The following is a 23,102-nucleotide window of genomic DNA, read 5'->3' as shown; positions in this document are numbered from 1 at the left end:
AACAAGGAGAACTGCAATGCGCCAACTGTCTGCCATCCTGGCCCTGTGGGCCGGAATCACTGCCTGTGTGCAGGCTGCCGAGCCCATTACCCTCGGCCTCAACTACCCGCGCACCGGACCATACAAGGAGGAGGGATTGGCGCAAATGCGTGGAGCCCTGCTGGCCATCGACGAGATCAACGCTCAGGGCGGTGTACTGGGGCGGCCCTTGCGCCTGTCCAGCAAGGACACCGCCTCGCGTCCGGCCAAAGCAGAGAGAAACGTCGACAAGCTGGCTGCCGAGGGCGCTGCGATGCTCTTCGGCGGTTCTTCCAGCGCGGTCGCCATTGCCGCCGGCAAGCGCGCCAAGGAGCACGGCTTGCTGTACTTCGGCACCCTCACCTACTCCAACGACACCACCGGCAAGGACGGCCACCGCTACATGTTCCGCGAGTGCAACAACGCCTGGATGAGTGCCAAGGTACTCGGCCAGTATCTGAGCAAGACCTTGCCGAACAAGCGCTATTTCTATGTCACCGCCGACTACACCTGGGGCCACACTACCGAAGCCTCACTACGTCAGGCTACCGCCAGCGTCGACGCTGGCCAGCATGCTGGTGTACGCATCCCCTTCCCCGGTGCACGCCTGGCCGACTACACCGATGCCTTGACCCAGGCCGCATCGAGCGATGCCGACATCCTCGCCCTGGTGCTGTTCGGCGAGGACCTGGTACGTGCCATGCGCATCGCCCATGACCTGGGCCTGACTTCGCGCATGCAGATCATTGCGCCGAATCTGACTCAGAGCATGGTCGAACAGGCCGGCCCCAATCTGATGCAGGGTGTGATCGGCACCGAGCCTTGGACCTGGCGCGTGCCGGCGCTGGAGAAATCCGCGCGTGGCGAAGCATTCGTCCAGTCCTTCAAGACCCGCTACGAAATGTACCCGTCCAGCTCCGCCGCCTCTGCCTACAGCATCGTCCAGCAATGGGCCGATGCCGCCAAGCGTGCCAACAGCCTGGACAGCGAAGCGCTTATCAAGGCGCTGGAAGGTCATCGCTACACCCTGCTTAAAGACGAACAGCAATGGCGCGCCTTCGACCACCAGAACCTGCAGACGGTCTACGCGGTGAAGGTGAAGCCGCGCGACGAGGTACTCAAGGACCCGCTGAAACAGGACTACTTCGAAATCGTCGACCGCCTCGACGCCAGCAGTGCGCTGCCCAGCCTTGCCGAATGGCAGGCCGAGCGGCGGGCAGGCGGCCAACCCCTGACCTTGCAATGAGATGCCATGGACTTCGAACTCAGTGATGAACAACGCCTGCTCACCGACAGCGCCCGTGCTTTCGCCGCGCGGGAACTGGCGCCCCATGCCGCGGACTGGGACCGTGAACATCACTTCCCGCTGGACGTGATCCGCCGCGCAGCCGAACAGGGCTACCTGGCCCTGTATCTGCGCGAGGAGGATGGCGGCCTGGGGCTTTCGCGGCTGTCCAGCTCACTGATCTTCGAACAACTGGCAGCGGGCTGCGTGGCCACCACCGCCTACCTGACCATTCACAACATGGCCACCTGGATGCTCGCCAGCTTCGCCGACCAGGCGCTCAGGGACGCCTGGCTGCCGGGGCTGATCAGCGGCCAGTCACTGGCCTCCTACTGCCTGACCGAACCGGACGCCGGCTCCGACGCCGCCAACCTGCGTACCCGCGCGCGCCGCGAAGGTGCCGACTACGCGATCGATGGCAGCAAGTGCTTTATCTCCGGGGCCGGCAGCACCGACGTATTGATCGTCATGGCGCGCACCGGTGAGGACGGCGCCAAGGGCATCTCTTGCTTCCTGGTGCCGGCCGATGCACCGGGGGTGCGCTATGGGCGCAACGAGGACAAGATGGGCTGGAAGGCGCAGCCAACCCGCACCATCACCTTCGAGGGCGTGCGCATTCCCGCCAGCCACCGCATCGGCCCGGAAGGTGAAGGCTTCGTCTATGCCATGAAAGGCCTCGACGGCGGCCGCCTGAACATCGCCAGTTGCTCGCTCGGCGCCGCCCAGGCGGCGCTGGAGCAAAGCCTGCGCTACGCCGAAGAGCGCAAGCAGTTCGGCAAGGCGCTGAGCGAATTCCAGGCCTTGCAGTTCAAGCTGGCCGACATGCTCACCAGCCTGACCGCCAGCCGGCAAATGGTACGCCTGGCCGCGCACAAGCTCGACCATAGCCACGGCGAAGCGAGCCTGTACTGCGCCATGGCCAAGCGCTTTGCCACCGACCATTGCTTCGAGGTCTGCAACGAAGCGCTGCAACTCCATGGTGGTTACGGCTATCTGAATGACTATCCACTGGAACGCTGGGTACGCGACGCACGCGTGCACCAGATACTGGAAGGCACCAACGAGATCATGCGGGTGATCATCGCCCGCCGCCTGCTCCTACAGGGCGGCATGCTCGATCGCTTGCTGTAATTGCATTTGCCCCTCTCCCTCCGGGAGAGGGTGCCCGAGGGCTCCCCCGCCCCCTCTCCCATAAATGAATAGGGGAGAAAATTGACGAGGACTGCTATGAGCACAGCCATCGAAACCTACAAATCCGGCATCTTCGACCTGACCCACAAGCTCACCGTGGAAAAGCACGGACACACCGCGCTGATCACCATCAACCACCCGCCAGCCAACACCTGGGACCGCGACTCGCTGATCGGCCTCAAGCAGGTGGTCGAGCATCTCAACCGTGACGACGAGGTGTACGCCCTGGTGGTGACCGGCCAGGGGCCGAAATTCTTCTCCGCCGGCGCCGACCTGAACATGTTCGCCGATGGCGACAAGGCACGCGCCCGCGAAATGGCGCGACGCTTCGGTGAGGCCTTCGAAACCCTGCGTGATTTTCGCGGTGTGTCCATCGCCGCGATCAACGGCTACGCCATGGGCGGCGGACTGGAATGCGCCCTGGCCTGCGACCTGCGCATCGCCGAACGCCAGGCGCTGATGGCCCTGCCAGAAGCTGCCGTGGGTCTGCTGCCCTGCGCCGGCGGCACCCAGGCGCTGCCCTGGCTGGTCGGTGAAGGCTGGGCCAAGCGCATGATCCTCTGCGGCGAGCGCATCGACGCCGAAACCGCACTGCGCATCGGCCTGGTCGAGCAGGTGGTGGACACCGGCGAGGCGCGTGGTACCGCCCTGCTGCTGGCGTCCAAGGTGGCGCGGCAAAGCCCTGTGGCGGTGCGCACCATCAAGCCCCTGATCCAGGGCGCCCGTCAGCGCGGCCCGAACACCTGGCTGCCGGAAGAGCGCGAGCGCTTCGTCGACCTGTTCGATGCCGATGACACCCGTGAAGGCGTCAATGCCTTTCTGGAAAAACGCGACCCGCAGTGGCGCAATAAATAAATCGTGGGAGCGAGCTCTGCTCGCGAATCAGACGACGCCATCTTTTCGCGAGCAGAGCTCGCTCCTATAGCCCCGCAGGGTAGACGTCGCCTTTTACGGCCACCCTAGAACCGTAAGGGGATGGCGTCATCCACCCTACGCAGGAAGATCCTATGAATCTGCAATTCGAAGAACGCCCCAGCCTGCACGGCTACCGCATCGGCATCGCCAGCCTGGACGCCGAGAAGAGCCTCAACGCCCTCACCCTGCCGATGATCGAAGCGCTCGACGAGCGCCTCGCGGCCTGGGCCGAAGACCCGACCATCGCCTGCGTGCTGCTGCGCGGTAACGGCGCGAAAGCCTTCTGCGCTGGCGGTGACGTGGTGCAGCTTGTCAATCAGTGTCGCGAGCACCCCGGTGAGGTGCCGCCACTGGCGCGGCGCTTCTTCGCTGACGAATACCGTCTCGATCACCGCATCCACACCTACCCCAAACCCTTCATCTGCTGGGCTCACGGCCACGTGCTGGGCGGCGGCATGGGCCTGATGCAGGGCGCCGGCATTCGCATCGTCACGCCGAGCAGTCGCCTGGGGATGCCGGAAATCAACATCGGCCTGTACCCGGATGTCGGCGGCAGCTGGTTCCTCGCCCGCCTGCCCGGGCGACTGGGCCTGTTTCTCGGCCTCACCGCGGCGAGCATCAACGCCCGTGATGCGCTGGATTTGAACCTGGCTGATCGCTTCCTGCGCGACGACCAGCAGGACGCCCTACTCGAAGGCCTGGTGCAACTGAACTGGCGCGAGCAAGCCGACCTGCAACTGCACAGCCTGCTGCGCGCGCTGGAAAACGAAGCCACGCCTGATCTACCCACCGCGCAGTGGCTGCCACGCCGCGAGCGCATCGACGAACTGCTCGATGTCGCCGACCTACCGGCGGCCTTCCAGGCCATCAGCGCCCTGCAGCAGGATGACGACGCCCTGCTCGCACGTGCCGCCAAGACCCTGGCACACGGCTGCCCGCTGACGGCACATCTGGTCTGGCAACAGATCCTCCGCGCGCGGCATCTGTCGCTGGCCGAGGTATTTCGCATGGAGTACGCCATGAGCCTGAACTGCTGTCGCCACCCCGAATTCCCCGAAGGTGTACGCGCGCGCCTGATCGACAAGGATCAAACGCCGCACTGGCACTGGCCGGATGTCGCGGCGATTCCGGCGGCGGTGATCGAAGCGCACTTCGCTACGGCCTGGGAAGGCGAGCATCCACTGGCGGATTTGTAACGCAGTCGCCGGTTTGCAGCCGCAATGAATCGTCACCCACTACCCTGTAGGAGCAAATTCATTCGCGATAAAGCAGGCAACTGCGTGATCGTCGGCAGAGCTGCAACCACAGCGCGCCGTTATCCGCTCCAAGCCCGGCAATAACACAACAAGAACAAGGAGAACCGACATGACTCAGATCGCCTTTATCGGCCTCGGCCATATGGGCATGCCCATGGCCCGTAACCTGCTCAAGGCGGGCTACCCGCTGAAAGTCTTCGACCTGGTGCGCAGCGCCGTCGACACCCTGGCCGGTGAAGGTGCGGTGGCGGCCGAAAGCGCGCCCGACGCCGTCAACGAAGCCAAGGTGGTGATCAGCATGCTGCCTGCCAGCCGCCATGTAGAAAGCCTGTACCTGGGCGACGAAGGCCTGCTCGCGCGACTGCCCGCCGGCACGCTGGTGATCGAGTGCTCGACCATTGCCCCGGAGTCTGCACGCAAAGTGCATGCTGCTGCGAAAGCATGCGGCATCGCCCTGCTCGACGCGCCGGTATCCGGCGGCACCGGTGGCGCGGCAGCCGGCACCCTGACCTTCATGGCCGGCGGTCAATCCGAAGCGCTGGAACGAGCCCGGCCGCTGCTCGCCGCCATGGGCAAGAACATCTTCCACGCCGGCCCCGATGGCGCCGGCCAGGTAGCCAAGGTGTGCAACAACCAGGTGCTTGCCGTGCAGATGATCGCCACCGCCGAGGCCATGGCCATGGGCGTGGCCAATGGCCTCGAGCCGGCCGTGCTGGCGGAGATCATGCGGCAGAGCTCGGGCGGCAACTGGACGCTGGAAAAATACAACCCCTGGCCCGGCGTGATGGAGAGCGCCCCGGCATCCAAGGGCTACAGCGGCGGCTTCATGGCCGAACTGATGGCCAAGGACCTCGGCCTGGCTCAGGAAACCGCCAGCCACAACGGCAACAGCGCCCCGATGGGTGCCCTGGCGCTGCAGCTCTACCGCCTGCTGCTCAAGCAGGGCAAGGGCAAGCAGGATTTTTCGGTGGTGCAGCAGTTGTTCGTGGAGTAGAGCCCGACACCTGCCTGCCGAGATGCCTCGCAGCGGATCGGCGACAGGCCAACAATCAAGTTACGCTCGACACAAACGGCTCGCCGGGCAACAGCATCCGCAGACGTTGCTGCCCGGTCCCGAAATGCGCGGCGGATACGCACGCAACAGCAGTTGAGAAATACGCCATCAGCAAGACCGCCGAACTGTCCCACTGCCAAGAGTGACCACCGGTCTTCCGAATGGAGCTGGCTCCTAGCGCAGGGTCAGCCCGAACGCTTCCTCGCTGAAGTCGAAGCAGTTGAGGAAGCGGCGAATTTCCAGCAGGCTGCCGTCGACCTTCACGTCGCCGAGCAGCGCGCCCTTGACCAGGCCGCCTTCGCCGGTCAACAGGGTATCCATGAAGCTTTTGTCCATGCTCAGGCGCAGAGCGGTGCCCTCGGGAATCCCCTTGTGCAATTGGGCTACACCACGTCGCACCTCAAGCGCCCACTGCTCATCGACATCGGGGAAGCTGAAGCCCAGGGTCAGTTCCACATCGCTGGACTTCTCCGGATCGATACGAGTCACCCAATTCTGCAGGAAGCTCTGCGGGGTGAAGCTGCGCACCATATCCGGCGAAAGGAAGACCCTGCGCATCTCCGCCGAGCGCTGGCGAATGACGTCGCCGTCGAGTTTGCCCTCCAGCTCCATGGCGCTCATCAGGTACCAGTTGCGCCAGTTGATGTTCATGCTGGCATAGCCCAGCTTGCGAAAGCTGCGGGCCTTGATCTCGCGCGCCAGCTGGTCTTCGTGATCGACGCGAATGGCGTAACCAGCCAACTCGGCGGCCCACTGGTAGTCGCCCTTGAGGTAGGCGTTACCTGCCTCCAGCAACAGCTTGTCGCGACCGCCGGCCAGGGCGATCAAACGCTCGGCCTGCTGCCGTGGCGGGGTCGGGTCGAGGGCCACCGGGTCACCCTGGAACCAGCCCAGGTAACCGTTGTAGATCTGCCGCACGCTGTGTTTCACCGTGCCGTAGTACTCGCGCAGGTAGGGCGTATAGCCAGCCAGGTGCGGCGGCAGTTTGACCTTCTCCACCAGCTCGTCTGGCGTCAGGCCCTTGTTCATCCAGCGTACGGTCTGGTCATGGATATAGGCGATGCCATCGCGGGTCATGCGCAGCACCTCCTCCACCTTGTCCTGGCCGCTGACGGGCCGGCCATGCAGCGGCACCATGTACTCGGCCTGATAGGCGCGCAACTTGTCCAGGCTCTCGACCCACTGCACCGGGTCGCGGAACCTGGTGCCGCGCAGCGTGTGAATGTTCGGCAGGGTCGGCCCCTGATCGACCTCGGCGCTGATCAGCACGCGGTTGTCCGGCAGGTAAAGAATGATCTCATCCGGCGCCTCGCTGGGTACGTGCAGAAACTGCACGTCGAGGCCGGCGATGTTGGTGTCCAGGCGGTCGCCGAAGGTCAAGGTCGGGGCAATGAAGGACGACGGCTCCGGCTTGACCAGCGGGCCGATGCCACCGTTCATGCCCTCCTGGTCGCTGCCCGGCAGGAACGAACCGAAGCTGTACGCCGAGCGCACGCCGAGAATCGGCCCGACCAGCGCGCCCTGTGCCACCACGTTCTGCAGCAGGGTTTCGTGGGCGTAGATCTGCACCTCGCCGCGCTCCACCTGCTCGCGGCTGACGAACGCCTGCACGCCATTGATGTGATCCGGATGGAAGTGGGTGTAGACCACCGCTTTGACCGGCTTGTCGGTGAGCTTGCGAAACTCGGCCATGATCTTGCGCGACTCGCTGACCGACTCGCCGGTATCGACGATGATCAGCCCCTGTGGCGCCTCGATCATCACCACGTTGCCCAGTTGCCAGCCAACCGCCGAATAGACGTTGTCGGCGATGCGATAGACCTGTTGGGCGAATACCTGGGTGTGAGCCGCCAGTTCGGCGTTGATGCTGGGTTCGATGCGCTCGGCCGGCAGCTCGGCATAGGCGCTCAACGGCAGGGTGGCGGCCAGCAGCAGGCCGCTGAAACGAGAGAAGGAGCTCATGGCAATTGGGCTGTCTTGTTGTTGGAATGCTGGCAGGTTGGCAAAGGCCGCCTGATAATTCCAATGCATTCGAATAGACCAATTAATGCAGGAAGCGCATGAACGATCTCCGCCAGCTTCGCCACTTCGTCGCCCTCGCTGAACACGAGCATTTCGCCCGCGCCGCCGCTGCCGTACATCTCAGCCAACCGGCACTGAGCCGCAGCATCCAAGCGCTGGAAAGCCAACTGGGCTGTACCCTGGTGGATCGCCACAGTCGCGGCGTCAGCCTCACCGCCCATGGCCAGCTGGTGCTGGAGCACGCACGACGCCTGCTCGCTGGTAGCCTGGCACTGAGCAATGCGGTCAACCAGCTGGGCAATCTGGAGGCGGGCGAGCTGCGCCTCGGCGCCGGACCGTACCCCGCCGCAAGGCTCATCCCGCAGGCGCTGGGCCAGTTGCTGCAACGCTACCCGCGGGTGCAGGTGAAACTGGATATCGCCAACTGGCTGGAGCTGCGCGACGCCCTGCTGGGCTCGACCATCGAACTGTTCGTCGCCGATATCCGCGAGCTGCATGGCAATGCTCAGCTACACATCGAACCACTGCGCGTGCACCAGGGTGTGCTGTTCTGCCGACCGTCGCACCCGCTGCTGCAACGCCACAATCTAAAGCTAGGCGATCTGCTCGACTTTCCGCTGGCCGGCACGCAGCTGCCGCAGGTGGTCGAACGCAGCCTGGGCGAGGCCAGCGGACGCGCACAGCCTTTGAGTGTGCAATGCGACAATTTTCTGGTGCTCAAGCGCCTGGTGGCCGGCAGCGATGTGCTGAGCATGGCGCCATGGGACGTGATCGCCGACGAACTTCACAGCGGCCAGCTCGCCCTGCTGCCGCTACAACCGCAAGGCCTGCATCAGCATTCGGCCTATGGCCTGGTCAGCCGCGCTGGCCACAGCCTGTCGCCAGCGGCGCAGGCCATGGTCGAAGCGATTCGTCAGATGGATGAACAGACGCCGCGTGCCGGGCACGCGGCCGAGCAAGGGAAGGCTTAGCGGCGACGCTCGCCGATGCCGCGCTGCTGGTTGTGGCTGCGCCCATTGGAGAAGCGCTGCTGCGTGCTGCGGCCAGCGTCCCAGCCGCGCTGCATCTGCCTGCCTTGATGTTCTCGCAGGCCATGATTGCGACGGTGGTCATACCGCGGCTGGTCGTAGCGTTTGTAGCCATCACGGTGACGTCGGTCGTGACCGTAGTGATGACGTGGTGGCGGCGCCGGCACATAGCGCGGAGGGGCTGGGTAGTAGTGTTGACGGCGATCCTCGTAATAGTAGCGCGGCGCCCCATAGACAGGCGGCGCGTAGTGATCACGCCGGTAGCCGTCGTGGTAACGGTAGGCATGGCCGCTGTGATAGCCACGGTCGTAGTCATAAACGGCACAACCGCTGAGCGAGATGAACAGCAGGGCGGCGAAAAAAAGTCTGTTGGACATGCAGGCCTCCGCAGGGGGAAGCAGGAGGAGCGGTCAGCGCCTCGGAAGAGAAGCCGGGCAGCACGCCCGGCGCCGGATCAGCAGCGGCCTTTCTTGGCCTGGCCAGGCGGGCAATGGGGTGGGCCACCGGTATCGCCGATATCGATTCCTATACCTGGCAATCTGAGGCTGCACCCGGACAGACCAAACGCCAGGCTCGTCGCCAGCAATAGCGCAAAAAGAGCTTTCATCAGCAACTGCCCTTCATGCGGTGCCCTGGTGGACAGAAGGAACCACCTTTGGAATAGCCGTGCCCACCCAGGTCGACCCGAATCACGTCCGGGTCACCGACGCGCGCGTGTACGCCCGGCGCACTGAAGCTGCAGCCTCCCAGCAAAAAGGCTAATGTCATCACGGTCAAACCACGCATCTGGAATACTCCTCGAATTTCCAATATTCACTGGACGGGTGACGGCACGAGGCGCAGCACGTTCAGCTGTTGGGTAAGACACACCGCGCATACGCCCGTTCCGTGCCGCCGGGTGGACTACATCACTAGGCGACGAACAGCACTGGCAAGCCATTCGCTCGCAGCCGCAGCGGTTCGCGGATAAATCCGCTCCTACAATAGACGCTGAGCGCTTCGGGCCATCAGTAGCCCGGATGCAATCCGGGCAAACCATCAACCAGCCTCCGCGCTGCATCCGGGCTAACCTCACCGCAACTGTGATCACAACTAGCGCTAGCCCCGCTCAGCAAGCTAGCATCACGCCATCTGCCCGCCGCCGGATTCACCCATGTCCCTGCGCCCCAAACGGCACACGCAAACCTCGTTGGTGTTACTGCTCCTGTTTCTGCTCGGCAGCGGCTTTCTCACCACCTCGCTGCTGAGCTACTACGCCTCGCGCGACAGCATTCGCCAGAACATCGTCAACACCGAGCTGCCGCTGACCTCGGACACCATCTATTCCGAAATCCAGAAGGACCTGATCCGCCCGACGCAGATCGCCTCGATGATGTCGCGCGACACCTTTCTACGCGACTGGGCGCTGGCGGGCGAGCAGAACCCCGAGCCCGTCACCCGCTACCTGCGCGAGATTCAGGATCACTACGGCACCTTCACCGCCTTCTTCATCTCCGAGCGCACGCGCACCTACTACCAGGCCAAGGGCGTGCTCAAGCAGGTGCAGGAAGATGAGCCGCGCGATGACTGGTACTTCCGCGTGCGCACCATGGAGGAGCCCTACGAGATCAGCGTCGATCCGGACATGGCCAACGCCGACCAGCTGACCTTCTTCATCAACTACAAGGTGTTCGACTACCAGGAACGCTTTATCGGCGTGGCCGGCGTCGGCCTCACCGTCGATGCAGTGGTCAAGCTGGTGGACGACTACCAGCGGCGCTACGACCGCACCATCTTTTTTACCGATCGCAACGGCCATCTTGTGCTGACCGGTGTCGAGGGCGGCCCCATGGGCGCCCGTCGCGGCCAGCCGTTGAGCGAAGTACCCGGCCTGGAAAAACTGCTGGCCGTGCTGCCGCAACCGAAAAGCGGCGACTATCGCTACGACGAACACCAGCGCAGCCACTTTCTCAACGTACGCTACATCCCCGAGCTCGAGTGGTTCCTGTTCGTCGATAAGCACGAGGAAGGCGCGCTGGCTGGCGTTCGTCACAGCCTATACCTCAACCTGCTGATCTGCCTGCTGGTCACCGCCATCGTCCTGACCCTGGTCAGCCTGGTGATCCGTCGCTACCAGCAGCGCATCGCCGCCCTGGCCACCACCGACAGCCTCACCGACCTGCCCAACCGCCGCGGCTTCGAACTTCACGTGGAGCAGGCCCTGCAGGAGGCGCAGCGCGACAACAGCCCGCTGTGTGCAGTGCTGCTGGATCTGGACAACTTCAAGCAGATCAACGACCGCCACGGCCACCTGGCCGGCGACGAGGTGCTGCGCAGCTTCGCCGAACAGTTGCGCGCGGCGCTGCGCCAGTCCGACATTCTCTGCCGCTGGGGCGGCGAGGAATTCATCCTTCTGCTGAAGAACACCGACCGACACGCCGCCCACGAGCTGGCCGAAAAACTGCGCCAGCACTGCGCCGAGCAGCGCTACCCGGTAGGCAGTGAAACGCTGCAGGTCACCGTCAGCCTCGGCCTCAGCCAATGGCAGCCGGGCGAAGCGCTGCATGACCTGCTCGGCCGCACCGACCGCGCCCTGTACCGGGCCAAACAGGCCGGTCGCGATCGCGTCTGCGAAGAGAATTGATGGACGCCGAGCGCTGCCCGTTATGCGGCAAGACCAACCAGTGCAGCATCGCGGCGGGCCGCAGCGATGAACCCTGCTGGTGCTTCGACGCCAAGATCGACCCCGCCGCGCTGCAACGCCTGGCGCCCGAACAGCTTGATCGCGCCTGCCTGTGTCCGGCCTGCGCCGGTACGGTGGCAGTTGCCAAACTCGACGAGCACCACTGAGCCATGCGCCTGGATCGCTTCCTCAGCAACTTCCCCCGTTTTAGCCGCCAGGACAGCCGCCTGCTGATCAGCGCCGGGCGCCTGCGCGTGGACGGCGAAGTGATCATTGATCCGCGCTTCGATATCCGCGACTTCCAGCGCGTGGAGCTGGACGGCGAACTGCTGCAGGCCGGGCGCAGCGCGCGTTACTGGATGCTGCACAAGCCGGTCGGCGTGGTCAGCGCCACCGAACACGAAGAACACCGCACCGTGCTCGACCTGCTGAACGAGCCGGACAAGCACGACCTGCACCTGGCCGGGCGCCTGGACCTCAACACCAGCGGCCTGCTGCTGATCACCAACGACGGACGCTGGTCGCGGCGCATCACCCAGCCGCAAGAGCGCAAGCCCAAGGTCTACCACGTCACCACCGAGCAGCCGATCACCGATGTGTACGCCGAAGTCTTCACCCGTGGCCTGTACTTCGCTTTCGAGGACCTCACCACCCTGCCCGCCCAGCTCGAGGTGCTGAACAGCCACGAAGCCCGGCTGACCCTGTTCGAGGGCCGCTACCATCAGGTCAAACGCATGTTCGGCCATTTCCGCAACCGCGTCGTCGCCCTGCACCGCGAACGCATGGGCGAGATCGTCCTCGACCCGCAGCTCGCGCCAGGTCAGTACCGCGCTCTGACGGCTGCGGAAGTCGCAAGCGTCTGATCTTCCCAGCCCAACCTTCACGACCCGACCAACGGTAGACCTAAACCGCGATAAAGATGTGACCCGGCCTTGCGTGGCTGCAAGTCAGCTGCTTGAATCGAGTCACAAGTCTTGAGATGACCAATTGGTCACTACGAGACAGCTACACCTTATTTCAGTTACTGGCGCCCTGCGCCGTCTGGATTCCTGCCTGGTAACACCGCCCTCTCCAGCGTCTTCAATAAGGCCTGGAGCGCTCGCCTGTTTCGATCCTAACTGCTTGAAATTCAAATACTTATAAAAATCCCCTGCCTGACATGAAGCTGTCACGCTCAGGCGCTTTTCTGACTGCTCAATCAAATGCGAACGGCCGCCCGCTCGCCTTGTTCACTTGCGCCAGGAGGAAACGACATGAGGCCAGAAACCACAGTCGTCGAGATCAACAGGAAGCACAAGGTACACACGGAGTTCTACGGTAACCCGGCAGCAAGCAAGACCATCATCCTGGTCAATGGCTCCCTGGCGACCACCGCCTCGTTCGCGCAAACGGTCAAGTACCTGCAACCACAGTTCAACGTGGTGGCCTTCGACCTGCCCTATGCCGGTCAATCGAAGCCGCACAACAGCGACTTCACGCCCATCAGCAAGGAAGACGAAGCGGCCATCCTGCTCAAGCTGATCGACCACTACGGCGCCAATTACCTGATGTCCTTCTCCTGGGGCGGCGTCGCCTCCATGCTCGCCCTGGCCCAGCGCCCGGCCACGCTGGAAAAGGCAGCGATCTGCTCCTTCTCGCCGATCCTCAACGTGCCGATGCTCGACTACCTGCACAAGGGCCTGCGCTTCTTGAACGCGGTGGATCGCGACAACATCGCTCTGCTGGTCAACAGCACCATCGGCAAACACCTGCCGTCGCTGTTCAAGCGCTTCAACCACAAGCACGTCAGCACCCTCGACGAGCACGAATACCGGCAGATGTACGCGCATATCAAACAGGTGCTGAACATGGAGGCGCATTGCCGCATGGAATGCCTGCAGGCCATCGAAATTCCGCTGCTGTTCGTCAACGGCGACCGCGACGAATACACCTCGGTGGAAGACGCCTGCCTGTTCGCTCAGCACATCGACCATGCCCAGTTCGCCGTGATCGACGACGCTGGCCACTTCCTCGACATGGAACACAAGGCCGCCTGGCTGCAGACCCAACGCGTCCTGCTGGACTTCTTCAGCGCCCCCAGCAAACGCCTGCAACTGCCCAATCGCGGCGAGCTTCAGGAACTGCAGGCCATCGCCGTATGAACGGACGCAGAGGCGAACCGGCTGCACGACGGGTTCCGGTTCGCCCTTCATTTTCGCCGCAGGTTCCGGTATAAAGGCACCCGCTGCGGGTGTCGTATAATGGTAATACCCTAGCTTCCCAAGCTAGAGCCGTGGGTTCGATTCCCATCACCCGCTCCAGACAGCCAAGCAAAAGCCCCGTCATCACTGACGGGGCTTTTTCGTTTCTGCTGGGTGAACCTCGCCACATCCTCCACCTTGAGTTGTGACGTGACGCTGAGGTGCGTACCCTGCGACGCGGCCAGGGTGGCCTCTGTCGGAAAGGATGTCCCATGCTCAAACGTCTCTATCGAGTCCTCGCGCTGGCCGTTCTGGTGGGTGCGCTCGCGGGTTGCGGCACACTGTTCGGGCGAAATGGCAGTTATTACGGACCCGATTACTACACAGGCACTGCGTACGACTTCGGCGTGCTGTTCGGTTCTGATGAAGTCAATCGCGGCTACTTTCCAGCCACGGCCTGGTGCTGGTTATCGGTCGTTTGCCCAGTACTGACGATCTTTTCACTGCCTGTGGACGCTGCTGTCGATACCGTCATGCTCCCGCATGACATCTATCAGGCAAACAAACCGATCGAGTAATCGGAGACACGAATAGGCCCGTGCCTTCTTGCGCTGTTAGCTCGGGCAAATCCAGGCAGCGTGATGCCCGGCTCTACGCTTTTTGAAAGGGCCGCCCGAGCTAAGGCCGCCTCACCCGGCGCGCCAAAACCGGGACCACTCGCCCTTTCCCCGGAACTTCTGCTCCTCAACACCACCAGAAACCTATACGTCCCTTCTGGAGGCCCTTGACGATGGAACAGTGGAACATCTGGCTTGACCGCGATCTCTGGCTCAACATTGCGATTGTTGTGGTCGCTACGGCGCTGATCTACAGCGTGTTGCGTGCGGTGGTCGGCACGCTGCACAAGCGGCTGATGGCTTGGTCGAAGGATCAGGACGGCAGTTGGCCGCACTTCGTGGCGGTTGTGATCGGTCGTACCAGCCGCGTGTTGCTGCTGGCCTTTTCCCTGTTGCTGGCCTTGCGCCTGCCGGAGCTGCCCGGCAGCTGGCAGAGCGCGCTGAGCCATACCTGGTTCGTCGCCCTGGCCTTGCAGGTGGCGCTGTGGGTCGATACCGGCGTACGCCTGTGGTCGCGTAGCCTGGTGATGAAGAAGAGCGGCAGCTACAACCCGGTGATGACCACCATCATCAGCATCATGATCCTGATCGTGGTGTGGTCGGTGATGCTGCTGTCGATCCTGGCCAATCTCGGCGTGGATATCACCGCGCTGGTGGCCAGCCTGGGTGTTGGCGGTATCGCCGTGGCACTGGCGGTGCAGACGGTGCTCAGTGATGTGTTCGCCTCACTGTCGATCGGTGTCGACAAGCCCTTCGAGATCGGCGACTTCGTGGTGTTCGGAGAGGTGGCCGGGACCATCGAGCATATCGGCCTGAAGACCACGCGCATCCGCAGCCTCAGCGGCGAGCAGGTGGTGTGTGCCAACGCCGACTTGCTGCGGCAGATCGTGCATAACTACAAGCGCATGAATACCCGCCGTATCGTCTTCAAGTTCGGCGTCAACTACGACACGCCGAGCGACAAGGTTCGCCAGGTGGCCGAGCGCGTCGGCGACATCATCCGCGCCACGCCCAAGGCCAGATTCGACCGCGCACACTTTCTCGGTTTCGACGAAAGCCAGCTGACCTTCGAGGTGGTGTATATCGTGCAGAGCTCGGACTACAACCAGTACATGGATATTCAGCAGGAGATCAATCTGCAGCTGCTCGATGCCCTGCGCGAGCTGGATGTGCGCTTCGCCCTGCCCCGTCGCGACCTGCGCCTGGTGGGCGAGCGGATGCCGGTCATCAAGGTCGCCGGTCTGCCGCAGCAGACCGAGACAGAGGACGGCGAGCAGGATCAGCGCTTGCCGAGATTCAGTTGAGGAACGCCTGAAAAGCCCGCGTATGCGGTAATGCTGTTCACTTAAGGTCGCAGGCATTGACTCCCCTCTCCCACTTATGGGAGAGGGGTTGGGGAGAGGGCCGAAACCCCGCGAAACTGCCAGTTTCCCCCTCTCCCTAACCCTCTTCTCGGAGGGGCGAGGGGACTAATCGCGCTCGACCGTTTCTTATGTGAACAGCATTACGCGTATGCGGGCCATCGCTGAGTGGCGCTGGCCCGCAACTACCGGCGTCTGCCGGGCTCTTGCCTTCCCTGAGTAACGAAATGCCGATTCTCCTACTGGGCATGCTTGCCGCCATCGCTGATGCCGCAGTTCAGCCGCGACCGTGGCTACAGCGTGCAGACCAGCACCGCCTCGGCTCCAACAAGGCTCGATGCGTGGTGCCCGCCTCACGTGAGGAGGGCGCTTTGCCACCATATAAGCCTTTGAAAAACATAAATTTTCCATCTTCACATCGGCAGCGGTGACGGCTACCCTGCCGCCCCATGATTCGATGCTTACTGCCCCTGCTCTGCTGTTTCACAGCCCTTTCCCTGCACGCCGCACCCGCCAGTTTCGCCGAGGCCAAGCGCCTGGCCTGGCCGTTGTATGCGCAGCAATCCACCGAGTTCTATTGCGGCTGCAAGTACAGCGGCAATCAGGTCGACCTACGTTCCTGTGGTTACACGCCGCGCAAGAACGCCAATCGCGCCCAACGCATCGAGTGGGAGCATATCGTCCCTGCCTGGGTGATCGGCCATCAGCGCCAGTGCTGGCAAAAAGGCGGACGCAAGAACTGCACGGCCAACGATGCGCAGTTCCGCAAGGCCGAGGCCGACCTGCACAACCTGGTGCCGAGCATCGGCGAGGTGAATGGCGACCGCAGCAACTACAGCTTCGCCTGGCTGCCGCAGAAGCCGCACCAGTACGGACAGTGCGAGACGGTGGTGGACTTCAAGGCGCGCAAGGTGATGCCGCGCCCGGCCATCCGCGGGATGATCGCGCGCACCTATTTCTACATGTCCGACCGCTACAAGCTGCGCCTGTCGAAACAGGATCGGCAACTCTACGAGGCCTGGAGCAAGGCCTACCCGCCCAAGGTCTGGGAGCAGCAGCGCAACCAGCAGGTGGCCTGCGTGATGGGCTGGGGCAACCCCTATGTGGGCAAGGTGGATATGAGCCGCTGCGCGCGCAAGCGTGCGTAGGGTCGCGGCTGAAGCCCCTCCCACAAGTTTCCCGCATCTGTGTGAGGGGCTTCAGCCGCGACCGCTTTGGCATATTCCAAGCAGTCCGCGGATTGCATCCGGGCTACGCCAGGCGCTGCAACTCGCGCCGCACCATGTTGGCGAACTCCGGCGGGCTGAGCTGGTACAACTCCTGCGCCACCCAGGGTAGCCAGCGCCCCTGCAGCTCGGCCTTGCGCGCCAACAGGCGCTGGGCCTCGGCTTCGGCGCGAGCCTGGTGCTCACGGTGATAATCGGCGCGGCTCGGTTTTTCTGTACTCACGGTGTTGCCCTTTTCCTCATGCGCGGCAGAGCAGGCATAATCGCGGCCTGTTCGCCCATTTCGACCTTCATCTATGCGCATCCACGTCAGCTTCATCGACCGCGTCGGCATCACCCAGGAAGTCCTGGCGCTGCTCGGCGGGCGTAATCTGAACCTCGATGCGGTGGAGATGGTACCGCCAAACGTCTATATCGACGCGCCGACCCTGAGCGCCGAGGTGCTCGAGGAGCTGCGCGGCGCGCTGCTGCAGGTGCACGGCGTGCAGAGCGTGGAGGTGGTGGACATTCTTCCCGGTCAGCGCCGCCGCCTGCAGCTCGATGCCTTGCTTGCGGCCATGCCCGACCCGGTGCTGGCAGTGGATGATCGCGCCACCGTGCTGCTGGCCAACCCGGCGCTGATCGACATCTGCGAGCGCCCGCCCGAGGGGCTGAGCATCGCCGCGCTGTTCTCCGACGACGCGCTGCAACGCTCGCTGCTCACCGCCGGTTTCCATCAGCCGCTGCGCGAGGTGAACTTCGCCGGCCAGCCACTGCTGCTCGACGCCCAACCGATTACTGAAGACGGGCGCCTGACCGGTGGCTTGCTCACGCTCTACGCTCCAAGCCGCATGGGCCAGCGTCTGGCCGCATTGCATCACGACCATGCCGAGGGCTTCGATTCGTTGCTCGGCGAGTCCGCGCCGATTCGTGCCCTCAAGGCCCGCGCCCTGCGCGTGGCATCGCTCGATGCGCCGCTGCTGATTCATGGCGAAACCGGTACCGGCAAGGAGCTGGTGGCACGCGCCTGTCATACCGTCAGCGTGCGCCGCACCGCGCCGTTTCTAGCGCTGAACTGTGCTGCCCTGCCGGAGAACCTGGCCGAGAGCGAGCTGTTCGGCTACGCCCCCGGCGCCTTTACCGGTGCCCAGCGCGGCGGCAAGCCCGGCCTGCTGGAGTTGGCCAATCAGGGCACGGTGTTTCTCGACGAGATTGGCGAGATGTCGCCCTACCTACAGGCCAAGCTGCTGCGTTTCCTGAGCGATGGCAGCTTCCGCCGCGTCGGTGGCGACCGCGAAGTGAAGGTGGACGTGCGCATCCTCAGCGCCACCCATCGCGACCTGGAACAGATGGTGGCCGAAGGCAGCTTCCGTGAAGACCTGTTCTACCGCCTCAATGTCCTCAATCTGGAAGTGCCGCCGCTGCGCGAACGCGGCCAGGACATTCTGCTGCTGGCCCAGCACTTCATGGCCCAGGCCTGCGCGCAGATCCAGCGCCTGCCCTGCCGCCTGGCGCCGACCACCTTCCCGGCGCTGCTGGCCGGGCGCTGGCCGGGCAACGTGCGCCAGTTGCAGAACGTGATCTTCCGCGCCGCCGCGATCTGCGACAGCAACTGGGTGGAGATGGACGATCTGGATATCGCCGGCACCGAAGTGGCGCCAAAGGTGGAAGGGGAAGTCGCCAGCCTGGAACAGGCCATGGACGAATACGAGAAAGCGCTGCTGGAAAAGCTCTACGACAGCCACCCTTCCAGCCGCCAACTGGCCGCGCGCCTGGGCACCTCGCATACCGCCATCGCCAAGCGCCTGCGCAAGTACGGAATTCCGGGCAAACACTGACGCGCCAGTCAGTTAAGAAAACGCTCGTGCTTTGCAGGATCGCTGCATTTTCACTTGATCATGCAGCCGCGCATAGCGCTCGAACCAATGCCTTATCGCGGACAAGTCCGCTCCCACGGAAGGTCAGCGCTCGCAGCGCCGGCACGGTTATTCCTGTGGGAGCGGACTCGTCCGCGAAGCCTTGTATCCACCGACCAGCATTGCGTGCAGGGTGGGTGACGACGGATCAGATCGGCGTGGTGCTAGTCGGCACCTTGATCACCCCACAGGCCACGCGCGCGCCGCCGCCGCCCAAGGGCTGGGGATGATCTGAGTGGTTGTCGCCGCCAGCGTGAATCATCAGCGAACGATTGTGCAGGTCTTGCAGGCTCTTGAGCCGCGGCGCCAGCACCGGCTGGCTGGCCTTGCCGTCCTCGGTCACCAGCAGTGCAGGCAGGTCACCCAGGTGGGCGTTGTCTTCCCAGGGAAAGCCGTGGCGCCCTGCGTTCTGCGGGTCCCAATGGCCACCAGCGGCACCGGCCGGCGTTTGCTTGCCGTCCACCTGCGCGGCATTGCAGTTGGGCTCGGTGTGCACGTGGAAACCGTGAACGCCAGGCTCAAGCCCCTGCAGGTCAGGGGTAAATACCAGCCCATAGGGCGACTGGCTGATGGTCACGGTGCCGACGGCTGCGCCAGTACCTTTCTCGGTGGCCTGCTCTAGCGTCACGGTAACCGTCTCGTTGGCCTGCAGACTGGTGGCGCCAAGCAGCGCGAATGCCAGGGGAATCAGGGGTTTCATGTCGATCTATCTCCTTGTCGATGAAGCCTCCCAGTTACCGACCCTCGATCCTCCGAGCGGTTCCAGCCATATGATGTATCGATTTCATTACACCGTAACGATTACGCAACGGACACCTGAAAGCCGCGCCGCAACTCGTGCGACGCAAACTTTTCCATTTGCGACGCGTGCATTCGTAGCGATATCGTTCCATACCACTATCAAGGAATATAAAAAATACTCTTAACTTATTGATTTAATTGATATTTTTATCATTGGCACTCACATTGCAATCACCTCCAAACCTGCCCGCCACCTAGAAGCGGACACCTTTACCTCTGAGGAGTTGACATGAGCGAGTTGCGTTTCACCGCCGATCACGAATGGCTGCGTCTGGACAACGATGGTCTGGTTACCGTCGGCATCACCCATTACGCCCAGGACGCGCTCGGCGATGTGGTTTATGTGCAACTGCCGGAAGCCAAGTCCTACGCTCAAGGCGAGGAAGTGGCCGTGCTGGAGTCGGTCAAGGCCGCCAGCAACATCGTCATGCCGCTGGACGGCGAAATCGTCGAGGTCAACGCCGACCTGGAAGGCAGCCCGGAGCTGGTCAACGAATCGCCGCTGGAAAAGGCCTGGTTCTTCCGTATGCGCCTGGCCGACAACGCCGTGCTGGCCGACCTGCTGGACAAGGCCGGCTATGATCGTCTGTTGAACGCCAACGCCGACGCCTGAGTGACCGCCATGACCAAGCTCGATACCCAGAACGAATTCATCGCCCGCCATATCGGCCCGCGCGATGCCGACACCGCTGCCATGCTCGAACTGCTTGGCTATGATTCGGTCGACGCGCTGACCGGTGCGGTGATCCCTGAGAGCATCAAGGGCACCAGCATCCTCGGCGAACAGCCGGGCCTGTCGGAAGCCGACGCCCTGGCCAAGATCAAGGCCATCGCCGCCAAGAACCTGCAGTTCAAGACCTTTATCGGCCAGGGTTACTACGGCACCCACACGCCGAGCCCGATCCTGCGCAACCTGCTGGAAAACCCGGCCTGGTACACCGCCTACACCCCGTACCAGCCGGAGATTTCCCAGGGCCGCCTGGAAGCGCTGCTGAACTTCCAGACGCTGATCAGCGACCTCACCGGCATGCAGATCGCCAACGCATCCTTGCTGGATGAGGCCACCGCTGCCGCCGAAGCCATGACCTTCTGCAAGCGTCTGTCGAAGAACAAGGCTGCCAACACCTTCTTCGTTTCCCAGCACTGCCACCCGCAGACCCTCGACGTGCTGCGCACTCGTGCCGAGCCGCTGGGCATCGATATCGAAGTCGGCGACGAAGCCGCCATCACTGACGCCAGCGCCTACTTCGGCGCCCTGCTGCAGTACCCGGCGAGCAACGGCGACATCTTCGATTACCGCGCCCTGGTCGAGCGTTTCCACGCCACCAACGCTCTGGTTGCCGTAGCTGCCGACCTGCTGGCTCTGACCCTGCTCACCCCGCCGGGCGAGTTCGGCGCCGACGTCGCCCTGGGTAGCGCCCAGCGCTTCGGTGTGCCGCTGGGCTTCGGTGGCCCGCACGCTGCCTACTTCGCCACCCGCGACGCGTTCAAACGCGACATGCCGGGCCGCCTGGTCGGCATGTCGGTGGACCGCTTCGGCAAGCCGGCCCTGCGCCTGGCCATGCAGACCCGCGAGCAGCACATCCGCCGCGAGAAGGCCACCAGTAACATCTGTACCGCGCAGGTGCTGCTGGCCAACATCGCCAGCATGTACGCCGTGTACCACGGCCCGCAGGGCCTGACCGACATCGCGCAGCGCGTGCACAGCTTCACCGCGATCCTCGCCCTGGGCCTGACCAAGCTGGGCCACAGCGTCGAGCAGCAGCACTTCTTCGACACCCTGAGCATCAAGACCGGCGCCAAGACCGCCGAGCTGCATGCCAAGGCCCGTGCTGCCGGCATCAACCTGCGCGAGATCGACGCCGAGCGTCTGGGTCTGTCGCTGGACGAAACCACCGACCAGGCCGCCGTCGAGGCGCTGCTGGCACTGTTCGCTGCTGACCAAGCCGTACCTGCCGTCAGCGACCTGGCTTCGCAGATCGCCAGCCGCCTGCCGCAAGGCCTGCTGCGCCAGTCGGCGATCCTGCAGCACGAAGTGTTCAACCGCTACCACAGCGAAACCGAGCTGATGCGCTACCTGCGCAAGCTGGCCGACAAGGATCTGGCTCTGGATCGCAGCATGATCCCGCTGGGCTCCTGCACCATGAAGCTCAACGCCGCCAGCGAAATGATCCCGGTCACCTGGCCAGAATTCGGCAACCTGCACCCCTTCGCTCCGGTCGAGCAGGCCGCGGGTTACACCCAGCTGACCACTGAGCTGGAAGCCATGCTCTGCGCCGCCACCGGCTACGACGCCGTGTCGCTGCAGCCCAACGCCGGTTCCCAGGGCGAGTACGCCGGCCTGCTGGCCATCCGCGCCTATCACCTGAGCCGTGGCGACGATCAGCGCGACATCTGCCTGATCCCGCAATCGGCCCACGGCACCAACCCGGCGACCGCCTCCATGGCCGGTATGCGCGTGGTGGTGACCGCCTGTGACGCACGCGGCAACGTCGACATCGCCGATCTGAAGGCCAAGGCCGAAGAGCACAAGGATCGCCTGGCTGCGATCATGATCACCTACCCGTCCACCCACGGTGTGTTCGAGGAAGGCATCCGCGAGATCTGCCAGATCATCCACGACAACGGCGGCCAGGTGTACATCGACGGCGCCAACATGAACGCCATGGTCGGCCTCTGCGCGCCGGGTCAGTTCGGCGGCGACGTCTCCCACCTGAACCTGCACAAGACCTTCTGCATCCCGCACGGCGGTGGCGGCCCGGGCGTTGGCCCGATCGGCGTCAAGTCGCACCTGGCGCCGTTCCTGCCGGGCCATGCTCACATGGCTCGCAAGGAAGGTGCAGTCAGCGCCGCGCCGTTCGGCAGCGCCAGCATCCTGCCGATCACCTGGATGTACATCACCATGATGGGCGGCAACGGCCTCAAGCGCGCGTCGCAGATGGCCATTCTCAACGCCAACTACATCGCCCGTCGCCTGGAAGAGCACTACCCGGTGCTGTACTCCGGCGAAGGCGGCCTGGTGGCGCACGAGTGCATCCTCGACATCCGTCCGCTCAAGGACAGCAGCGGCATCAGCGTCGACGACGTGGCCAAGCGCCTGATCGACTTCGGCTTCCACGCCCCGACCATGTCCTTCCCTGTGGCCGGCACCCTGATGATCGAGCCGACCGAGAGCGAGTCCAAGGAAGAGCTGGATCGCTTCTGTGACGCCATGATCGCCATCCGCGAAGAAATCCGCGCGGTCGAGCAAGGCCGCCTGGACAAGGACGACAACCCGCTGAAGAACGCCCCGCACACCGCCCTGGAGCTGGTTGGCGAGTGGAACCACGCCTACAGCCGCGAGCAGGCCGTGTACCCGCTGGCGACCCTGATCGAGGCCAAGTACTGGCCGCCGGTCGGCCGCGTGGACAACGTCTACGGCGACCGCAACCTGGTCTGCGCCTGCCCGTCCATCGAGGCGTATCAGGACGCGTAAGCACGGTGAACCGTCCCCCTCTCCCGCTTGCGGGGCGAAAGCGGAATTAGCGAAGCACTGCTTCGCCCGCTGAAGCGCCCTGAGCTCTGCGAAGGGCGGGGGCGCGGAGCGGGGGC

General features: G+C 63.7%; 22 protein-coding genes and 1 tRNA gene. 17 read left to right on the top strand and 6 right to left on the bottom strand.

Annotation, left to right across the window (positions count from 1 at the left end):
• Positions 1 to 16 precede the first annotated feature (16 nt).
• The 5 genes from P3C50_RS00115 (at position 17) to mmsB (ending at position 5,659) form a co-directional block, all read left to right on the top strand.
• A complete protein-coding gene (locus P3C50_RS00115; RefSeq protein WP_275544429.1) occupies positions 17 to 1,264 on the top strand; it encodes a substrate-binding protein in 1,248 nt (415 codons plus the stop codon).
• Positions 1,265 to 1,270: 6 nt separating this feature from the next.
• Positions 1,271 to 2,434, top strand: a complete 1,164-nt coding sequence (locus P3C50_RS00110; protein ID WP_275544428.1) for an acyl-CoA dehydrogenase family protein — start codon at positions 1,271 to 1,273, stop codon at positions 2,432 to 2,434.
• A gap of 96 nt (positions 2,435 to 2,530) precedes the next feature.
• On the top strand, positions 2,531 to 3,349 hold the full coding sequence (locus tag P3C50_RS00105) for an enoyl-CoA hydratase (protein ID WP_147812045.1): 819 nt from the start codon (positions 2,531 to 2,533) through the stop codon (positions 3,347 to 3,349).
• Positions 3,350 to 3,501: 152 nt separating this feature from the next.
• Positions 3,502 to 4,605 (top strand): enoyl-CoA hydratase/isomerase family protein, encoded by a 1,104-nt coding sequence (locus tag P3C50_RS00100; RefSeq protein ID WP_275544427.1) that lies wholly within the window; start codon positions 3,502 to 3,504, stop codon positions 4,603 to 4,605.
• Positions 4,606 to 4,774: 169 nt separating this feature from the next.
• Positions 4,775 to 5,659, top strand: a complete 885-nt coding sequence (gene mmsB / locus P3C50_RS00095; protein WP_275544426.1) for a 3-hydroxyisobutyrate dehydrogenase — start codon at positions 4,775 to 4,777, stop codon at positions 5,657 to 5,659.
• 234 nt (positions 5,660 to 5,893) lie between these two features.
• Here the strand turns inward: mmsB and P3C50_RS00090 are convergent, their stop codons facing one another.
• Positions 5,894 to 7,681: an alkyl/aryl-sulfatase gene (locus tag P3C50_RS00090; protein WP_275544425.1), complete on the bottom strand. Its 1,788-nt coding sequence runs from the start codon at positions 7,679 to 7,681 to the stop codon at positions 5,894 to 5,896.
• Between the two features lie 98 nt (positions 7,682 to 7,779).
• Here P3C50_RS00090 and P3C50_RS00085 point away from each other — a divergent pair, with 98 nt between their 5' ends.
• The gene (locus P3C50_RS00085) at positions 7,780 to 8,712 is read left to right on the top strand and encodes a LysR family transcriptional regulator (RefSeq protein ID WP_275544424.1); all 933 of its coding nucleotides are present in this window, start codon (positions 7,780 to 7,782) and stop codon (positions 8,710 to 8,712) included.
• On the opposite strand, the gene P3C50_RS00080 is transcribed toward P3C50_RS00085, so the two are convergent.
• The 3 genes from P3C50_RS00080 to P3C50_RS00070 form a co-directional block, all read right to left on the bottom strand.
• On the bottom strand, positions 8,709 to 9,146 hold the full coding sequence (locus P3C50_RS00080) for a hypothetical protein (protein WP_275544423.1): 438 nt from the start codon (positions 9,144 to 9,146) through the stop codon (positions 8,709 to 8,711). The genes P3C50_RS00085 and P3C50_RS00080 overlap by 4 nt on opposite strands.
• Positions 9,147 to 9,223: 77 nt before the next feature.
• On the bottom strand, positions 9,224 to 9,376 hold the full coding sequence (locus P3C50_RS00075; RefSeq protein ID WP_275544422.1) for a hypothetical protein: 153 nt from the start codon (positions 9,374 to 9,376) through the stop codon (positions 9,224 to 9,226).
• A complete protein-coding gene (locus P3C50_RS00070; protein WP_275544421.1) occupies positions 9,376 to 9,555 on the bottom strand; it encodes a hypothetical protein in 180 nt (59 codons plus the stop codon). The genes P3C50_RS00075 and P3C50_RS00070 overlap by 1 nt, the downstream gene beginning before the upstream one ends.
• A 367-nt stretch (positions 9,556 to 9,922) precedes the next feature.
• On the opposite strand from P3C50_RS00070, the gene P3C50_RS00065 reads away from it, so the two are divergent.
• The 8 genes from P3C50_RS00065 (at position 9,923) to P3C50_RS00030 (ending at position 16,737) form a co-directional block, all read left to right on the top strand.
• Entirely contained in the window at positions 9,923 to 11,392 is a 1,470-nt protein-coding gene (locus tag P3C50_RS00065; protein WP_275544420.1) for a sensor domain-containing diguanylate cyclase, read from the top strand.
• Positions 11,392 to 11,598, top strand: coding sequence for a cysteine-rich CWC family protein (locus P3C50_RS00060; protein WP_275544419.1), 207 nt, complete (start codon positions 11,392 to 11,394; stop codon positions 11,596 to 11,598). The genes P3C50_RS00065 and P3C50_RS00060 overlap by 1 nt, the downstream gene beginning before the upstream one ends.
• A 3-nt stretch (positions 11,599 to 11,601) precedes the next feature.
• On the top strand, positions 11,602 to 12,294 hold the full coding sequence (locus tag P3C50_RS00055) for a pseudouridine synthase (protein ID WP_275544418.1): 693 nt from the start codon (positions 11,602 to 11,604) through the stop codon (positions 12,292 to 12,294).
• 390 nt (positions 12,295 to 12,684) lie between these two features.
• Positions 12,685 to 13,572, top strand: a complete 888-nt coding sequence (locus P3C50_RS00050) for an alpha/beta fold hydrolase (RefSeq protein ID WP_147811396.1) — start codon at positions 12,685 to 12,687, stop codon at positions 13,570 to 13,572.
• An 85-nt stretch (positions 13,573 to 13,657) separates the two neighbouring features.
• A tRNA-Gly gene (locus P3C50_RS00045) sits at positions 13,658 to 13,731 on the top strand.
• Positions 13,732 to 13,883: 152 nt separating this feature from the next.
• Positions 13,884 to 14,189 (top strand): YceK/YidQ family lipoprotein, encoded by a 306-nt coding sequence (locus P3C50_RS00040; protein WP_275544417.1) that lies wholly within the window; start codon positions 13,884 to 13,886, stop codon positions 14,187 to 14,189.
• 212 nt (positions 14,190 to 14,401) lie between these two features.
• Positions 14,402 to 15,532 carry a mechanosensitive ion channel family protein gene (locus P3C50_RS00035; protein WP_147811394.1) on the top strand — a complete coding sequence of 377 codons (1,131 nt, stop codon included), beginning with the start codon at positions 14,402 to 14,404 and terminating at the stop codon, positions 15,530 to 15,532.
• A gap of 506 nt (positions 15,533 to 16,038) precedes the next feature.
• Positions 16,039 to 16,737 carry an endonuclease I family protein gene (locus P3C50_RS00030; protein ID WP_275544416.1) on the top strand — a complete coding sequence of 233 codons (699 nt, stop codon included), beginning with the start codon at positions 16,039 to 16,041 and terminating at the stop codon, positions 16,735 to 16,737.
• A gap of 103 nt (positions 16,738 to 16,840) precedes the next feature.
• Here the strand turns inward: P3C50_RS00030 and P3C50_RS00025 are convergent, their stop codons facing one another.
• Entirely contained in the window at positions 16,841 to 17,038 is a 198-nt protein-coding gene (locus P3C50_RS00025; protein ID WP_108232820.1) for a hypothetical protein, read from the bottom strand.
• Positions 17,039 to 17,111: 73 nt separating this feature from the next.
• Between P3C50_RS00025 and P3C50_RS00020 the strand changes: the two genes are divergently transcribed.
• A complete protein-coding gene (locus P3C50_RS00020; protein WP_275544415.1) occupies positions 17,112 to 18,632 on the top strand; it encodes a sigma-54-dependent transcriptional regulator in 1,521 nt (506 codons plus the stop codon).
• A 226-nt stretch (positions 18,633 to 18,858) separates the two neighbouring features.
• Here P3C50_RS00020 and sodC read toward each other — a convergent pair whose 3' ends face one another.
• The gene (gene sodC, locus P3C50_RS00015; protein WP_275544414.1) at positions 18,859 to 19,410 is read right to left on the bottom strand and encodes a superoxide dismutase [Cu-Zn] SodC; all 552 of its coding nucleotides are present in this window, start codon (positions 19,408 to 19,410) and stop codon (positions 18,859 to 18,861) included.
• Positions 19,411 to 19,740: 330 nt separating this feature from the next.
• Here sodC and gcvH point away from each other — a divergent pair, with 330 nt between their 5' ends.
• Positions 19,741 to 20,124, top strand: a complete 384-nt coding sequence (gene gcvH / locus P3C50_RS00010; RefSeq protein ID WP_275544413.1) for a glycine cleavage system protein GcvH — start codon at positions 19,741 to 19,743, stop codon at positions 20,122 to 20,124.
• Between the two features lie 9 nt (positions 20,125 to 20,133).
• Complete coding sequence (gcvP, locus tag P3C50_RS00005) at positions 20,134 to 22,986, top strand: aminomethyl-transferring glycine dehydrogenase (RefSeq protein ID WP_275544412.1); 2,853 nt, start codon at positions 20,134 to 20,136, stop codon at positions 22,984 to 22,986.
• Positions 22,987 to 23,102: the final 116 nt, after the last annotated feature.

It is taken from the genome of Pseudomonas sp. Marseille-Q0931 (assembly GCF_940789645.1).
Lineage (GTDB): Bacteria > Pseudomonadota > Gammaproteobacteria > Pseudomonadales > Pseudomonadaceae > Aquipseudomonas.
This window is presented reverse-complemented; position numbering and strand designations above follow the sequence as displayed.

Excerpts from the sequence above, each read along its gene's own strand:
- P3C50_RS00115 (WP_275544429.1), top strand. The coding sequence starts at position 17 with ATGCGCCAACTGTCTGCCATCCTGGCCCTGTGGGCCGGAATCACTGCC.
- P3C50_RS00110 (WP_275544428.1), top strand. The coding sequence starts at position 1,271 with ATGGACTTCGAACTCAGTGATGAACAACGCCTGCTCACCGACAGCGCC.
- P3C50_RS00105 (WP_147812045.1), top strand. The coding sequence starts at position 2,531 with ATGAGCACAGCCATCGAAACCTACAAATCCGGCATCTTCGACCTGACC.
- P3C50_RS00100 (WP_275544427.1), top strand. The coding sequence starts at position 3,502 with ATGAATCTGCAATTCGAAGAACGCCCCAGCCTGCACGGCTACCGCATC.
- mmsB (WP_275544426.1), top strand. The coding sequence starts at position 4,775 with ATGACTCAGATCGCCTTTATCGGCCTCGGCCATATGGGCATGCCCATG.
- P3C50_RS00090 (WP_275544425.1), bottom strand. The coding sequence starts at position 7,681 with ATGAGCTCCTTCTCTCGTTTCAGCGGCCTGCTGCTGGCCGCCACCCTG.
- P3C50_RS00085 (WP_275544424.1), top strand. The coding sequence starts at position 7,780 with ATGAACGATCTCCGCCAGCTTCGCCACTTCGTCGCCCTCGCTGAACAC.
- P3C50_RS00080 (WP_275544423.1), bottom strand. The coding sequence starts at position 9,146 with ATGTCCAACAGACTTTTTTTCGCCGCCCTGCTGTTCATCTCGCTCAGC.
- P3C50_RS00075 (WP_275544422.1), bottom strand. The coding sequence starts at position 9,376 with ATGAAAGCTCTTTTTGCGCTATTGCTGGCGACGAGCCTGGCGTTTGGT.
- P3C50_RS00070 (WP_275544421.1), bottom strand. The coding sequence starts at position 9,555 with ATGCGTGGTTTGACCGTGATGACATTAGCCTTTTTGCTGGGAGGCTGC.
- P3C50_RS00065 (WP_275544420.1), top strand. The coding sequence starts at position 9,923 with ATGTCCCTGCGCCCCAAACGGCACACGCAAACCTCGTTGGTGTTACTG.
- P3C50_RS00060 (WP_275544419.1), top strand. The coding sequence starts at position 11,392 with ATGGACGCCGAGCGCTGCCCGTTATGCGGCAAGACCAACCAGTGCAGC.
- P3C50_RS00055 (WP_275544418.1), top strand. The coding sequence starts at position 11,602 with ATGCGCCTGGATCGCTTCCTCAGCAACTTCCCCCGTTTTAGCCGCCAG.
- P3C50_RS00050 (WP_147811396.1), top strand. The coding sequence starts at position 12,685 with ATGAGGCCAGAAACCACAGTCGTCGAGATCAACAGGAAGCACAAGGTA.
- P3C50_RS00040 (WP_275544417.1), top strand. The coding sequence starts at position 13,884 with ATGCTCAAACGTCTCTATCGAGTCCTCGCGCTGGCCGTTCTGGTGGGT.
- P3C50_RS00035 (WP_147811394.1), top strand. The coding sequence starts at position 14,402 with ATGGAACAGTGGAACATCTGGCTTGACCGCGATCTCTGGCTCAACATT.
- P3C50_RS00030 (WP_275544416.1), top strand. The coding sequence starts at position 16,039 with ATGATTCGATGCTTACTGCCCCTGCTCTGCTGTTTCACAGCCCTTTCC.
- P3C50_RS00020 (WP_275544415.1), top strand. The coding sequence starts at position 17,112 with ATGCGCATCCACGTCAGCTTCATCGACCGCGTCGGCATCACCCAGGAA.
- sodC (WP_275544414.1), bottom strand. The coding sequence starts at position 19,410 with ATGAAACCCCTGATTCCCCTGGCATTCGCGCTGCTTGGCGCCACCAGT.
- gcvH (WP_275544413.1), top strand. The coding sequence starts at position 19,741 with ATGAGCGAGTTGCGTTTCACCGCCGATCACGAATGGCTGCGTCTGGAC.
- gcvP (WP_275544412.1), top strand. The coding sequence starts at position 20,134 with ATGACCAAGCTCGATACCCAGAACGAATTCATCGCCCGCCATATCGGC.